The 12,587-nt window shown below is 73.9% G+C and carries 14 protein-coding genes; 7 read left to right on the plus strand and 7 right to left on the minus strand.

Annotated elements, in window-relative coordinates:
• The first annotated feature begins 102 nt into the window (after positions 1–102).
• The 3 genes from ACIG5E_RS07615 (at position 103) to ACIG5E_RS07625 (ending at position 1,887) form a co-directional block, all read left to right on the plus strand.
• The gene (locus ACIG5E_RS07615; protein ID WP_396532223.1) at positions 103–663 is read left to right on the plus strand and encodes a GNAT family N-acetyltransferase; all 561 of its coding nucleotides are present in this window, start codon (positions 103–105) and stop codon (positions 661–663) included.
• A 4-nt stretch (positions 664–667) separates the two neighbouring features.
• The gene (locus tag ACIG5E_RS07620; protein WP_396532224.1) at positions 668–1,054 is read left to right on the plus strand and encodes a VOC family protein; all 387 of its coding nucleotides are present in this window, start codon (positions 668–670) and stop codon (positions 1,052–1,054) included.
• A gap of 185 nt (positions 1,055–1,239) precedes the next feature.
• Positions 1,240–1,887, plus strand: a complete 648-nt coding sequence (locus tag ACIG5E_RS07625; protein WP_396532225.1) for an NAD(P)-dependent oxidoreductase — start codon at positions 1,240–1,242, stop codon at positions 1,885–1,887.
• Positions 1,888–1,924: 37 nt separating this feature from the next.
• Here ACIG5E_RS07625 and ACIG5E_RS07630 read toward each other — a convergent pair whose 3' ends face one another.
• On the minus strand, positions 1,925–2,707 hold the full coding sequence (locus ACIG5E_RS07630; RefSeq protein WP_396532226.1) for a dioxygenase: 783 nt from the start codon (positions 2,705–2,707) through the stop codon (positions 1,925–1,927).
• 122 nt (positions 2,708–2,829) lie between these two features.
• On the opposite strand from ACIG5E_RS07630, the gene ACIG5E_RS07635 reads away from it, so the two are divergent.
• Positions 2,830–3,297 carry a MarR family winged helix-turn-helix transcriptional regulator gene (locus ACIG5E_RS07635; protein ID WP_396532285.1) on the plus strand — a complete coding sequence of 156 codons (468 nt, stop codon included), beginning with the start codon at positions 2,830–2,832 and terminating at the stop codon, positions 3,295–3,297.
• Here ACIG5E_RS07635 and ACIG5E_RS07640 read toward each other — a convergent pair.
• Positions 3,294–4,547 (minus strand): RNA polymerase sigma factor, encoded by a 1,254-nt coding sequence (locus ACIG5E_RS07640; RefSeq protein ID WP_396532227.1) that lies wholly within the window; start codon positions 4,545–4,547, stop codon positions 3,294–3,296. The genes ACIG5E_RS07635 and ACIG5E_RS07640 overlap by 4 nt on opposite strands.
• An 82-nt stretch (positions 4,548–4,629) precedes the next feature.
• Positions 4,630–5,001: a YciI family protein gene (locus tag ACIG5E_RS07645; protein ID WP_396532228.1), complete on the minus strand. Its 372-nt coding sequence runs from the start codon at positions 4,999–5,001 to the stop codon at positions 4,630–4,632.
• Positions 5,002–5,180: 179 nt separating this feature from the next.
• On the opposite strand from ACIG5E_RS07645, the gene ACIG5E_RS07650 reads away from it, so the two are divergent.
• Positions 5,181–5,588 (plus strand): hypothetical protein, encoded by a 408-nt coding sequence (locus ACIG5E_RS07650; RefSeq protein ID WP_396532230.1) that lies wholly within the window; start codon positions 5,181–5,183, stop codon positions 5,586–5,588.
• Here ACIG5E_RS07650 and ACIG5E_RS07655 read toward each other — a convergent pair.
• Positions 5,570–7,099: a PucR family transcriptional regulator gene (locus tag ACIG5E_RS07655; protein ID WP_396532231.1), complete on the minus strand. Its 1,530-nt coding sequence runs from the start codon at positions 7,097–7,099 to the stop codon at positions 5,570–5,572. The genes ACIG5E_RS07650 and ACIG5E_RS07655 overlap by 19 nt on opposite strands.
• Positions 7,100–7,485: 386 nt before the next feature.
• Between ACIG5E_RS07655 and ACIG5E_RS07660 the strand changes: the two genes are divergently transcribed.
• Both ACIG5E_RS07660 and ACIG5E_RS07665 read left to right on the plus strand, forming a co-directional pair.
• On the plus strand, positions 7,486–8,004 hold the full coding sequence (locus tag ACIG5E_RS07660; RefSeq protein WP_396532232.1) for a GNAT family N-acetyltransferase: 519 nt from the start codon (positions 7,486–7,488) through the stop codon (positions 8,002–8,004).
• Positions 8,005–8,233: 229 nt separating this feature from the next.
• On the plus strand, positions 8,234–9,271 hold the full coding sequence (locus tag ACIG5E_RS07665) for an endonuclease/exonuclease/phosphatase family protein (RefSeq protein ID WP_396532233.1): 1,038 nt from the start codon (positions 8,234–8,236) through the stop codon (positions 9,269–9,271).
• A gap of 26 nt (positions 9,272–9,297) precedes the next feature.
• Here ACIG5E_RS07665 and ACIG5E_RS07670 read toward each other — a convergent pair whose 3' ends face one another.
• The 3 genes from ACIG5E_RS07670 to ACIG5E_RS07680 all read right to left on the minus strand — a co-directional run bounded on the left by ACIG5E_RS07670 (position 9,298) and on the right by ACIG5E_RS07680 (position 12,527).
• Entirely contained in the window at positions 9,298–10,323 is a 1,026-nt protein-coding gene (locus ACIG5E_RS07670; protein WP_396532234.1) for a LacI family DNA-binding transcriptional regulator, read from the minus strand.
• Between the two features lie 207 nt (positions 10,324–10,530).
• On the minus strand, positions 10,531–11,286 hold the full coding sequence (locus tag ACIG5E_RS07675) for a GNAT family N-acetyltransferase (RefSeq protein WP_396532235.1): 756 nt from the start codon (positions 11,284–11,286) through the stop codon (positions 10,531–10,533).
• Positions 11,287–11,432: 146 nt separating this feature from the next.
• Positions 11,433–12,527 carry a WD40/YVTN/BNR-like repeat-containing protein gene (locus ACIG5E_RS07680; RefSeq protein WP_396532236.1) on the minus strand — a complete coding sequence of 365 codons (1,095 nt, stop codon included), beginning with the start codon at positions 12,525–12,527 and terminating at the stop codon, positions 11,433–11,435.
• Positions 12,528–12,587 lie beyond the last annotated feature (60 nt).

The following is a 12,587-nucleotide window of genomic DNA, read 5'->3' on the forward strand; positions in this document are numbered from 1 at the left end:
ACCGTCCGTCAGGAGGATCACCGTGCCCGGTTCCGAACCCAGGGGGAGGCCACCCATGACTGACCAGCAGCCCGACACCCTCCGCCGCCAGGAGGGCCTCCGATGAGCACCGTCACCGTGACCGGCTATCCGACGGCGGACGGCCTGCTGCTGCGTCCCTTCGAGGACGCCGACGCACCGGCCCTGATCGAGGCCCACCGGGACGAGACGCTGCGCCGCTTCATCCGCAACCCGGTGGCCGGCGCCGAGCAGGCCGTGCGCTGGCTGAACACGCAGTACGAGGGCTGGGCGGCGGGCACCCGCTACTCCTTCGCCGTCCTCGAAGCCGGTGAACTGGTCGGCAACGTGGTGCTCAAGCGCGGTGCCCCGGGCGGGGAGCGCGCCGAGGTGGGCTACTGGACGGCGGCCCAGGCGCGCGGCCGGGGCGTGGCCCCGCGCGCGGTGGAGGCGCTCACCGGGTGGGCCTTCGCCACCTTCGCCGAGGACGGCCTGCGCCGGATCGACCTGTTGCACGAGGGCGACAACGACGCCTCCTGCCGGGTCGCGGAGAAGAGCGGCTACACCTTGACGGAGATCGTTCCCGCCTACCCGCCGTACCCGTTGGACGGTCACCGGCACTCCCGGAAAGCCCTGGACGTGACCGAACCACACAGGTCAGAGTGAGCGCATGGCTTCTCTTGTACGACACGTGACGATCGACTGCGCCGACCCGCACGCGCTCGCGGGCTTCTGGGCGCAGGTGCTGGACGGCACCCTGGCCGAGGACGACAACCCGGGCGACGAGGAGGCGGCGGTGAACTCCGCCGGTGCCTCGCTGCTGTTCATCCGGGTGCCCGAGGGCAAGTCGGTGAAGAACCGGGTCCACCTCGACCTCCAGCCGCAGGACCGCAGCCGGGACGAGGAGGTCGAGCGCCTGCTCGCCCTGGGCGCCACCGTGGTGTCGGACCAGCGCCGCCCGGACGGCACGGGCTGGGTCACCATGGCGGACCCGGAGGGCAACGAGCTGTGCGTCGAGCGCAGCCACGCCGAGCGGGTCGCCACCGGCGCCGCCTGAGCCCCGTCAGCGGCCGCCCGCCGGGTCCACGGGGACCCGGCGGGCGGCCGTTCGCTTCCGCACGCCCGGTGCATCGGGGCAGTGCCTCCGTCGGGTGCGTGCGTGGGCCGCTGCCGAGGGTTCGTCCGATAATCGACCCTGTCTGACTCCAGCGAGGCCGTCCCCGAGAACCAGGCAGGTACCCCATGGCCAGAATCGCCGTGATCGGCGCCAACGGCACCATCGGCAGCGCCGTCGTCGCGGAGGCCGCGGCACGCGGGCACGAGGTCACCGCGGTGGTCCGCGACCCGGACCGCTACCGGGGCGGGGCCGCCTCCGTGGAGCGCGGCGACGTGCTGGATCCGGCCGACGTGGCCCGGGTGGCGGCCGGCCGGGACGTCCTGGTGAGCGCCGTCGGCGGCGGCGACGGCCCGGGCCACCTGGCGCTGATCGAGCCCGCCGCCCGCTCCCTGGTCGAGGGCCTGCGCTCGCTCGTCGAGGGCGCACCCCGGCTGGTCGCGGTCGGCGGCGCGGGCAGCCTGGAGACCGCGCCGGGGGTACGGGTCTGGGACATCCCGGGCCTGCCGGAGCCGATCCTGCAGATCATGCACGCCCACGGCGCGGCGCTGGACTACTACCGGACCGTCTCCGACATCCGCTGGACGGTGCTCAGCCCGGCCGCCGAGATCGGCCCGGGGGAGCGGACCGGCCGCTACCGGACCGGCCTGGAGCAGCTGCTCACCGACGGCGAGGGGCGCAGCTGGATCTCGGTGCCGGACTACGCGGTCGCCCTGGTGGACGAGATCGAGCAGCCCGAGCACATCGGCGAGCGCTTCACCTGCTGCGCCCTGTGATGTCGTGCGCTGTGTGCCGGTGCCCGCTCTGACCCGTTCAGCCCAGCTGGATCGACCGCTTGGCGAGCCCCATCCAGAACCCGTCGATCACGCTGCGCTGGCTGCCGAGATCGGCCTCTCCGGCACCGAGGGTGACGAACAGCGGGGCGAAGTGCTCGGTGCGCGGGTGGGCCAGCCGCCCGGCCGGGGCCTTGTGCTCGAAGTCGAGCAGCGCGTCCAGGTCGTGGGCGTCCAGGGCGCGCTTGCCCCAGTCGTCGAACTCGGCCATCACCGAGCTGATCCGGCCGTCGCTGCTGAGCGCCCGCAGGTTGTGGGTGAAGAAGCCGCTGCCGATGATCAGCACGCCCTCCTCGCGCAGCGGGGCGAGCCGGCGGCCGATCTCCAGCAGGCGCTGGGGGTCCAGGGTGGGCATGGAGATCTGCAGCACCGGGATGTCGGCCTCCGGGAACATCTCCACCAACGGCACGTACGCGCCGTGGTCGAGCCCGCGGTCGGGGATGTCCTGGACGGGCGTGCCCGGGGCGCGCAGCAGCTTGCGCACGCGCTCGGCCAGGTCCGGTGCGCCGGGGGCGGTGTACCGGACCGTGTAGTAGTGCTCGGGGAAGCCCCAGAAGTCGTAGACCAGCGGCACGGCGGTGACGGCACCGACGGCCAGCGGGGCCTCCTCCCAGTGGGCGGAGACCATCAGGACGGCCTTGGGGCGCGGCAGCTCGGCGGACCAGGCGGCCAGCTCGCCCGGCCAGATCGGGTCGTCGGCGAGCGGCGGCGCGCCGTGCGACAGGTACAGGGCGGGCATGCGCTCGGGGGCCGCGGCGCTCATGGCGTCCTCCTCGGGGTCGGTCGGGAGCCCTGGGGCAAGTAGTTCAAATTTGAATCTCTGCTACTGACGGTACACCTTCGTTCGAATTTGAACAACAGGAGTAGGCTTCACCCATGTCCTCACTGAACGAACCCCGCTGGCTCGACCGGGACGAGATGGCCGCCTGGCGGGGCTTCGTCGTCGCGAGCAACCTGCTGAACCGGCGGCTGGAGCGCCAGCTCAAGGAGGACTCCGGCCTCTCCCACCAGCAGTACGAGATCCTGGTGCACCTGTCCGCCGCCCCGGGCGACTCGCTGCGGATGACCGAACTCGCCGACAAGCTGGTCACCTCCAAGAGCGGACTGACCTACCAGGTCACCCAGCTGGAGCGGATGGGCCTGGTCGGCCGCCGCTCCTGCCCCAGCGACGTGCGCGGCGTCATCGCCGAACTCACCGATCAGGGGCGGGAGATGATCCGCCAGGCCGCACCCGGGCACGTCGCCCTGGTGCGCGAGCTGCTGATCGACGTGCTCACCCGCGAGCAGCTGGCCGTGCTCGCCGAGGGCCTCGGCGCGGTCAGCGCCCGGCTGCGCCAGGACGAGACTTCCTAGCCGCCCCGGTTTCCCCGCAGTGCGGCGGCCCGCTCCCGCAGCAGCTCGCGCTCCCGCTCGTTGCGGGTCAGCTCCGCCGCCCGATCGAACTCCGCCCGTGCCTCCGCCGCCCGCCCCAGCCGGGCCAGCAGATCACCCCGCACGCTCGGCAGCAGGTGGTAGTCGCGCAGGGCCGGCTCCGCCGCCAGGGCGTCCACCAACTCCAGCGCGGCGGCCGGTCCCTGGGCCATCGAGACGGCCACCGCCCGGTTCAGCGCCACCACCGGCGAGGGCGACAGGGCGAGCAGCCGCCCGTACAGCGCGGCGATCGTCGCCCAGTCGGTGTCCTCGTACCGCCGCGCACTGGCGTGGCAGGCGGCGATCGCGGCCTGCACCGAGTACGGCCCGGTGCCCGCCCGTTGGAACGCGTCGAAGCCACGCCGGATCAGCAGCCCGTCCCAGCGCGCCCGGTTCTGCTCGGCCAGCAGCACCGGCCGCCCGTCGGGCCCGGTGCGGGCGGCCGTCCGCGAGGCCTGGAACTCCAGCAGCGCGGCCAGCCCGTGCACCTCCGGCTCGGCGGGCGCCAGCGCGGCCAGCACCCGGGCCAGCCGCAGCGCGTCCTCGCACAGCTGCGGGCGGAGCAGGTCGTCCCCGGCGGTGGCCGAGTAACCCTCGTTGAAGATCAGGTAGATGACCTCCAGCACCGAGGACAGCCGCTGCGCCCGGTCCGCGCCGTACGGCACCTCGAACGGCACCCGCGCCTTGGCCAGCGTCCGCTTCGCCCGGACGATCCGCTGCGCCACCGTCGGCTCCGGCACCAGGAAGGCGCGGGCGATCTCCGCGGTGGTCAGGCCGCCGAGCAGCCGCAGGGTGAGCGCGATCCGGGCCCGCGCCGACAGCACCGGGTGGCAGGCGGTGAAGATCAGCCGCAGCAGGTCGTCGTCGATGTCCTCCGGCCCGGACGGCTCCACCGGCTCGGGCGGCGGCGCGTCCTCCAACGACCGCCCCACCTCGGCGAGTTTGCGGGCGTAGACCTCCCGGCGGCGCACCAGGTCGATCGCCCGCCGCTTGGCGGTGGCCGTCAGCCAGGCGCCCGGGTTGTCCGGTACGCCGTCCCGCGGCCACTGCTCCAGTGCGGCCACCAGCGCGTCCTGCGCCAGCTCCTCGGCGATCCCGACGTCCCGCACGATCCGGGCGGCCGCGGCGATGATCCGGGCGGACTCGATCCGGAACACCGCCTCGACGGCCGCCACCGCATCCCTCTCCGTCACGGCCACCCATCAGAGCAGCCGGCGGAGAGGGAGGCAACCGGGGCGTGTTCCGGCGCCACGGCGGCTGTTGCTGCGGGGGCTGTTACTTCGGGGGCTGCGGCATCTCGTCGATCTGCCGGACCTCCGCCTCGACCTGCCAGTGCGCCGGGTGGGTCTGCAGGAAGCGCCGGGTCCACTCCAGCGCCTCCGCCTTGTCCTTGCACTGCAGGATGGCGTAGCCGCCGACGACCTCCTTGGTCTCGGTGAATGGCCCGTCGGTGTAGCCGACCTTGCCGTCGTTCCAGGTCACCCGGGTGCCCTGGGCGGTCGGGGTCAGCCCGGCGGTCTCCAGCATCACCCCGGCCCTGGTGATCTCCTCGAACAGCGCCCCCATCCGCTGCTCGAACCCGGGGTCGGGCTCCCAGCCGTCGCGGGCGTTCTCGTCGATGCGGATCAGCGTCATGAAGCGCGGCATGGTGACTCCTCGGTCCTGCGGGCGGGGCCTCTCCCCGCCGCTCACCCCTGCGTCGATCGGGCCGGTGCCGGATCGACACCCGCCGCGAAGAATTCTTCCGCCGGTTCCCGGGCGGGGTGCCACGGGTTGGGCCGTCCGTGATCGAATGGTTCGGACGCGAAAGCGATGGAGGGGGAGAGATGCTCGACGAGATCATCGGCGTGGTGGTGGCAGCCCTGACGCCCGGGGGTGCGGGGGAGCGGACGCAGACGCACGAACAGATCTTCAAGGCGGGGCGGGTGCTGGTCTTCGAGGGCTGCGTCATCGGCCCTCGTCCCTACTGCCGCCCGGAGGCGGCCTTCCTGCACCTCTCGCTCACCGCGCTGGCGATCTCGCCGGTCCGGGAGACCAGTGCGCTGGCCCGCCACCTGCCGGTCGGCGGCCTGGGGCTGGTCGAGGTGCGCAAGTGGCGCGAGGGCGACCCGGCGGCGATCAAGAAGCACTGGGACGTGGTCGAGTGCCGGGACGGCGAGGACACCGTGCTGATCGGCTTCGAGCTGTTCTACACGCAGTACGTGCGCCGGGCGCTTCAGCTGGACGAGGTCTGACGCGCGGCCCCCACCGGCCCCGGCGCGCACAGCAGCGCCGCCCGCAGGTCCAGCCGGTCCCGCAGCCGGGCCAGGTTGCGGCCGGTCAGCTCCTCGATCCGGCGGATCCGGTAGTGGACGGTGTTGACGTGGATGTGCAGCGACTCCGCCGTCCGGGCCCAGGAGCCGTCGAGGTCCAGGAACACCGCCAGGGTGCCCAGCAGCGAGACGGCGTTCTCGGCGTCGTGGGCGGTCAGCGGGGCCAGCAGCCGGGCGTGGAAGGCGGCCGTCACCTCGGGCGGGATGCCGCGCAACAGCCCGTCCAGTGAGTCCAGTTCGGCCGCGCTGCCGACCGGGCCGGCCGCGCCCGCCAGCACGTACCGGGCCTGCACCAGCGCGGCGCGCAGCGGCTGGGGGGCGGGCGGTGCGGCCGGGCCGACGCCGATCCGCAGGGTGCGCCGGCCGGTCAGTGCGGCCTGCAGGGCGGGCCGGGCCCGGCGCAGCCGTTCGGCGACCCGTTCGGCGGGCGCGGCCACCAGGGCGGCGCCCGCCCCGGTGCGGTCGGTGCCCGCCGCGTACGGCACGCCCAGCGGATGCAGCGCCTCGGCCAGCGCGCGCGCCGCCCAGTCGGCCGGCGGCTCGTCGCCGGCCCGGCCGGGCTCGATCCGCGCGGTGACCGCGACCAGCGGACCGGCCTCGCCCAGCCCGCAGGCCGCGAGCGGCTCGGCGAGCCCGCCGTCGTCGGCCAGCGCGTCCAGCAGCCGTCCGGCGGCCAGGCGCCGGGCGCCGGACGCGGCCCGGGTGCGGGCGGCGAGCGGGGCGAGCAGCTCGGCCAGGCACTGCAGCACCGGCTCCACCGCGGGGGTGTGGGGGTGGGCCCGCAGTCGCCAGCCGTCGAACGGGGAGCCGTCCTGCGGGCCGACCGGCAGCCCGACCCCGCCGCGACCGGCCCGCCCGGCGGGCGGCGCGGGCGGTGGCCCGCCGGCGATCGGGCGGCCGCCGGTGGTGCTGATCGTGCAGTCCGGCAGCCCGAGCCGGCCGACCGCGTGCGCCAGCACCTCGCCGGGCCCGGCCTCGGTGCGGACCAGGTCGAGCAGCTCGCTCCGGACGGCCTCCGGGATCGCCGCGGTGTCCTGTACCCCGGCCCGCAGGTCGCCCCAGAGCCGCAGGTAGACCCGGTCGGTGACGGCCCGGAAGCTCACCCCGGCGGGCACCGCGAGCAGTGGGATGCCGTGGGTGCGGCAGGCCTCGGCCAGGCCGTCCGGGATGCTGCCGTGGGTGCCTTCGCCGGCCAGCAGGGCGGCCACGCCCGCGCTGCGCAGCGCGGTGGCGAAGCGCAGCGCGCCGGAGTCGTCGGCGGGCCGCCACCAGACCAGGCCGGTGAGCACGAGTTCGCCGGGCTGGAGGTAGCGCGCCGGGTCCTGGAGGTCGGTGGAGCTGACGCCGGTGACCGGGCGGTCGAGCAGGTCCGGGGTGCCCCAGGCCAGTCGGATGGACAGGTCGTCGAGGTGCAGCAGGTCGCCGACGATCATCTCTCGCTCGCTCTCGCCCGGGTGTCGCCTTGGTGCGTCGCCCCCCGGCCTACTCGCAGATGAGAGGGCTGGCGGCGCAGTCGCATCGTAAATGCCAGTTGGGTAAGCGTGAACCTTCTTGTCGGATCATCCAGCGGAGGGTCCTGTGGCTGGTGTCCGGAACCAGTCGTCCACCCGATTGCCGGGTTGCTTCAATCGGTGGGCGGGGCGCGCCGAGCCCTTCTCCTCCGGCGCGCTCCGTGAAGGCCGCAGCTGCAAGCCAGCTCGGCGACCCGGCACACTCCGCCGGATAGTCCGCCGCGGTGCCCCGGTGACGTGCCCGGGGCCGGCGGCCGTGCCGCGCAAACCGCTCGCCCGGGGCGGCTTTCCGTGCCAACATGCCCCATATGGGGACGATTCTGCACGGCACGCTGGTCACCCTCCGCCCGGCCACCGCCGACGACATCCCGGCGCTGGTGGCGATCCGCAGCACGCCCGAGGTGTTCGCCCGCTGGCGCGGCGGCGACGACCTGGTCGACGAGGTCGCCGGGGACCTGGAATCGCCCGACACCGAGACCTTCGCGATCGACGTGGGCGGCCGGGTGGTCGGCGCCGTCCAGTGGTACGCCAACAACGACGACGAGTACCGCCACGCCGGGATGGACCTCTACCTGGACCCGTCGGTGCACGGCCTGGGCCTGGGCACCGACGCCGTGCGCACCATGGCCCGGCACCTGGTGCACGACCACCACTACCACCGGCTGGTGATCGACCCGGCCGCGGACAATCTCGCCGCGATCCGCTGCTACACCAAGGTGGGCTTCCGCCCGGTCGGCACCATGCGCCAGTACGAGCGTGGCCCGGACGGCAGTTGGCACGACAACCTGCTGATGGATCTGCTCGCGGACGAACTGTCGGACGGCTGACGTAAGCTCACCGGGTCCTCGCCGCCCGGTGCAAGGGTGTACAGACATCTTGTCAGCCAACCGCGCTGACCTGTACAGACACCTCGTCGCCACAGGAGCGATCGAAACTGATCGCCTGCCGTTCTTCCCGAAGTACCGAGCAGTAGCTAGCGTTCCCCCGCCAATCCCCGGCGGCCGGTCACCCCGGGCCGGCCGGGCCCACCGGATTGACGGACCCAGGAGAACGCCCATGCTCTCGCGTCGCACGGCCACCGCCCTCACCTCGGCGGCCGCCGCCGCACTGCTGTTCGGCGGCACCGCGCCGACGGCCTTCGCCACCACCGCGGCTAGCCCCACCACGCTGTCCGTCTTCGCGTTCAACGTCGACCTCGGCACCGCGATCGTCGACAGCACCCAGAACGAGCAGGCCGCCCGCCGCACCCCGGTGATCGAGCAGATCGTCCGCCAGCACAACGCCGACGTGGTCGTCCTGGACGAGCAGTTCAACAACAGCTCGACCGCCGACATCAACGCCAAGCTCGCCGACCTCTACCCGTACCGCACCCCGGTGGTCGGCGGGGTCTGCTCCGGCGGCGGCTGGACGGGCGTCAGCGGCAACTGCTCCAGCTCGCTGTTCGTCATCAACGGCGGCACGATGATCCTCTCCAAGTACCCGATCACCGCCCAGTACGCCCACGTCTTCAGCAACTCCACCTACGGCACCTGGGACTACCACGCCAACAAGGGCGCGGCGCTGGTGCAGGTGAACAAGAACGGCAGCACCGCCTGGGTGGTCGGCACCCACCTGCAGGCCGACGAGTCCGACACCTCCACCGACACCACCCAGTCCACCCGGCTCGGCCAGCTCGCCGAGATCCGCGCCTGGGTCGACGGCATCGTCGGCAGCAGCGCGCCGGTGCTGATCGGCGGCGACCTCAACGTCGAGTACTTCCACGGCCAGAGCCGCGGCGACTACGCCAACGCCCAGAACGCGGTCAACGGCGTGCTCGGCACCCCGGCCACCGACCCGACCCAGGCCCACACCACCATGGACTGCCCGGTCTCCTCCTGGTGCCAGTACATGGCGGGCGTGGAGACCTTCCCGACCGACTACCGGGACGACCTCGACTACATCGGCTACCTCAACGCCCCGGGCCGCCCGGTGCCGACCTCGATGTCCAACGTGAAGATCGACTTCGACCCGCAGGCCGGCTGGACGCCGGGCCGGCTGGACACCAACGCGCCCAGCGACCACTACCCGGTCGAGGCCGCCTTCCAGCTGAACTGACGTACGTCTTGAGGCTGTTGTCGCTGCTACCGCGCAGCCGCGGCCGGGCAGCCGCAGGAGCGCCGCACCACCAGCCGGGCCGGGAAGGTCCGGGCCCCGGAGGCGCGGCGCTCGGGCCCGCCGAGCACGAGGTCCAGCGCGGCCCGGGCCATCTCGTCCTGCGCGGTGGTGACGGTGGTCAGCGCCGGTCCGGCGATCACCGCCTCGGCGATGTCGTCGAACCCGGCCACCGCGAGGTCCTCCGGCACCCGGATGCCCAGGTCGTCGGCGGCCCGCAGCAGGCCGATCGCCTGGTCGTCCGTCGCGCAGAACACGGCGGACGGCCGGTCGGGCCGGCTGAGCAGGGTGAGCGCCTCGGCGTGCGCCCGGACCCGGTCGAAGGGCGCCGGGGTGAGCCGCCCGTCGGTGGACAGCTCGGCCTCGGCCAGCGCCTCGGCCCAGCCGGCCGTCCGTCCGGTGACCGGGTCGAGCGGGCTGAGCGCCAGGGTGCCGCCGAAGCAGTGCACCTCGGCGTGGCCGTGGCCGAGCAGGTGGCGGACCACCTCGCGGGCGCCGCCCTCGTCGTCCGCCACCACGGCGACGCCGTCGGCGCTCTCCGTCCGGTGGTGCAGCAGGACGACCGGGGTGCCGTCGGCTGAGTCGAAGCCGGTCAGCCCGGGGGTGGCCGGGTCCTGGGTGACCAGGATCAGGCCGTCCACCTGCATCCCGAGGAAGGCCCGGATGTAGTGCGCCTCACGCTCGTCGGCGTAGTCGGAGTTGCCGATCAGCAGCAGTCGGCCGTGCTCGGTGGCGGCCTGCTCGACGGCGTGCGCCAGCCCGGCGAAGAAGGGCTGGCGGGCGTCCGGCACGACCATCCCGAGCAGGTTGGTCCGCCGCCGCGCCATCGCCTGGGCGACCCGGTTGGGCCGGTAGCCGAGCTCCTCCACCGCCGCGAGGACCCGGGCCCGGGTGGCCGCCGCCACCGGCCGCGGTCCGTCGTTGATCACATAACTCACGACCGCTGTGGACGTCCCCGCCACCCGCGCCACATCGTCCCGTGTCACCCTCGCCATGACCAGTGAGCCTACACAGCACCTCCGACCAGCGTGTTTTCCGCGTCCGGGGGAACCCCCGATCGGCCCGTCCCGGGCGGCGTTCTTCTGGGCGGAGCTGCTGGTCGCGATCGGCCTGACCATGGTCGTGGTCAGCGGTGCCCGGATCGAGGGCGCGCCTCGCCCGGCCGTGAGCGCCGGCCGTGAGCCCAGGGCCAACCCTGAGCGCTAGACGGCGTCCGGCACGATCACCGTCAGGGAGGTCTCCTGCCGCAGGAAGCCCAGGGCCTCGTAGACCCGGCGGGCCGGGTTGCCCTCGGTCACCGCCAGGTGCACCTCGGCCAGCCCTCGGTCGGCGGCGTCCGCGACCGCCCGGCGCAGCAGGTCGGCGCCGAGTCCGCGGTAGCCGCGCCGCGGGTGGCGGAAGACCTCGGCGACCCAGGGCAGGCCGTCGCGGTCGGTCAGCACGGCGGCGGCGACCACCCGGTCCTCGGCGTCCACGGCGAGCAGGCTGGAGGGCAGCACCGGGCCGATGGCCTGCCCGGCCAGCAGCGGGCCGATCCGGTCGGCGACGGCCTGGGCGTCGTCGCCGGGAAAGTGGTCCACGTGGGCCGGGTCGAAGGCGGCCCGCCAGGACTCCAGCATCTCCTGTGGCGAGCGGTCGCAGGGCACCGCCCGCAGGCCCTCGCGCAGCGGCGTCCCGGCCCACTCGGCGGGCGGGGGATCGGCGCGCAGGTCGCGCCGGAAGGTGTGGGCGTGCCGCAGGGCGGTCGCGCCCCGCGCCAGCAGCCGCTGTCCGAGCTCGGGCGGGCCGGAGACGACCCAGCCGGGCAACTCGGTGCGGATGTACTCCGCCGCGTCCGCCGAGTCGTCCAGCACCTCCAGCAGGTCGGCCCAGGGCCGCCCCTCCCGCTCGCCCAACCGGTACCGCAGCACCGGTACACCGTCGCCGTTCCTCCTGATCACCCGGTCCGCGTCGGCCATGGCCCCACCCCGTTCACGAGATCGTTCGCCGGCGGCCCATGCTCACCAGAACCGGGAGCCCGGTGCAACGGGTTTTCGATCAGCGGGTTTTCGACCAGCGGGTTTCGAGGCGGCGTTCGTGGCACCCGCGCGCTCGTGGCGGCGGCTCAGCTCACCACCGCCGCGCGGACGCAGAGCACGTCCGGCAGGTGGGAGACCAGCAGCGACCAGTTCTCGCCCTCGTCGCGGCTGCCGTACACGTCGCCGGTCCGGTTGCCGAAGTAGATCCCGGCCGGGTCGGCGTCGTCGGTGCGCAGGGCGTCGCGCAGCACGATCCCGTAGTGGTCCTCGCCCGGCAGGCCGTTGGCCAGCTGCTTCCAGCTGGTGCCGGCGTCCGTGGTGCGGAAGACCCGGCAGCGGCGGCCGGGCGGGATCCGGTCGTCCGCGCCGCCGAGCGGGAAGAGGTAGGCGGTGTCGCCCCGGCGCGGATGGGCGGCGATGGCGAAGCCGAACTCGGCGGGCAGCCCGTCCACGATGGAGCGCCAGCTCGCGCCCCAGTCGTCGCTGCGGTAGACGCCGCCGTGGTTCTGCAGGTAGAGCCGGTCGGGGTGGACCGGGTCCGCGGCGATCTTGTGGACGCACTGGCCGAACTCGGGGTACTGGCGCTCCTCCGGGAAGAACTCGGCGCGCAGGCCGGTGTTGGAGGGGGCCCAGCTGTCGCCGCCGTCCTTGCTGCGGTAGACGCCGCCGCTGGAGACGGCGACCAGCAGCCGCTGGGGGTCGCGCGGGTCGGTGAGGATGGTGTGCAGGCCCTGGCCGCCGTACCCGGCGCCCCACTCGGGCCGCTGGGGGTGGTTCCAGAGCGACTCGACGAGGGCGAAGGTCTCGCCGCCGTCGGTGGAGCGGAACAGCGCGGCCGGTTCGGTGCCCGCGTACACCACTCCGGGAACCTCCGGCCCGGCGGGCTGGAGCTGCCAGACCCGGGTGAGCGAGGCGCCGGTGGACTCGGGGAAGCGGATCGCCGGGCGCGTCGGCTCGTGCCAGGTGGCGCCGAGGTCGTCGGAACGCCACACCGAGGGGCCCCAGTGGCTGCTGTCGGCGCCGACCAGCAGTCTGGTCCGGCCCTTACGGCGGTCGATCGAGACGGAGTAGATCGCGTTCATCCGGAAGTGCGGCCCGCTGAACTCCCAGTCCAGCCGGTCGCGGCTGCGGCCGAGAAAGAGGCCCTTCTCGGTTCCGACGGCCAACAGCACCTCGGTCATGCCTCACACCACCTGATCACGAGCACGGCCCCCCGGGACGGCCCCCCGAGGCGCGTCGGC

The sequence above is a fragment of the Kitasatospora sp. NPDC053057 genome (genome assembly GCF_044546945.1).
Classification (GTDB): domain Bacteria; phylum Actinomycetota; class Actinomycetes; order Streptomycetales; family Streptomycetaceae; genus Kitasatospora.

Bases quoted from the DNA above. Each gene is read 5' to 3' on its own strand.
- ACIG5E_RS07615 (WP_396532223.1), top strand. From the start codon at position 103: ATGAGCACCGTCACCGTGACCGGCTATCCGACGGCGGACGGCCTGCTG.
- ACIG5E_RS07620 (WP_396532224.1), top strand. From the start codon at position 668: ATGGCTTCTCTTGTACGACACGTGACGATCGACTGCGCCGACCCGCAC.
- ACIG5E_RS07625 (WP_396532225.1), top strand. From the start codon at position 1,240: ATGGCCAGAATCGCCGTGATCGGCGCCAACGGCACCATCGGCAGCGCC.
- ACIG5E_RS07630 (WP_396532226.1), bottom strand. From the start codon at position 2,707: ATGAGCGCCGCGGCCCCCGAGCGCATGCCCGCCCTGTACCTGTCGCAC.
- ACIG5E_RS07645 (WP_396532228.1), bottom strand. From the start codon at position 5,001: ATGCCGCGCTTCATGACGCTGATCCGCATCGACGAGAACGCCCGCGAC.
- ACIG5E_RS07650 (WP_396532230.1), top strand. From the start codon at position 5,181: ATGCTCGACGAGATCATCGGCGTGGTGGTGGCAGCCCTGACGCCCGGG.
- ACIG5E_RS07655 (WP_396532231.1), bottom strand. From the start codon at position 7,099: ATGATCGTCGGCGACCTGCTGCACCTCGACGACCTGTCCATCCGACTG.
- ACIG5E_RS07660 (WP_396532232.1), top strand. From the start codon at position 7,486: ATGGGGACGATTCTGCACGGCACGCTGGTCACCCTCCGCCCGGCCACC.
- ACIG5E_RS07665 (WP_396532233.1), top strand. From the start codon at position 8,234: ATGCTCTCGCGTCGCACGGCCACCGCCCTCACCTCGGCGGCCGCCGCC.
- ACIG5E_RS07670 (WP_396532234.1), bottom strand. From the start codon at position 10,323: ATGGCGAGGGTGACACGGGACGATGTGGCGCGGGTGGCGGGGACGTCC.
- ACIG5E_RS07675 (WP_396532235.1), bottom strand. From the start codon at position 11,286: ATGGCCGACGCGGACCGGGTGATCAGGAGGAACGGCGACGGTGTACCG.
- ACIG5E_RS07680 (WP_396532236.1), bottom strand. From the start codon at position 12,527: ATGACCGAGGTGCTGTTGGCCGTCGGAACCGAGAAGGGCCTCTTTCTC.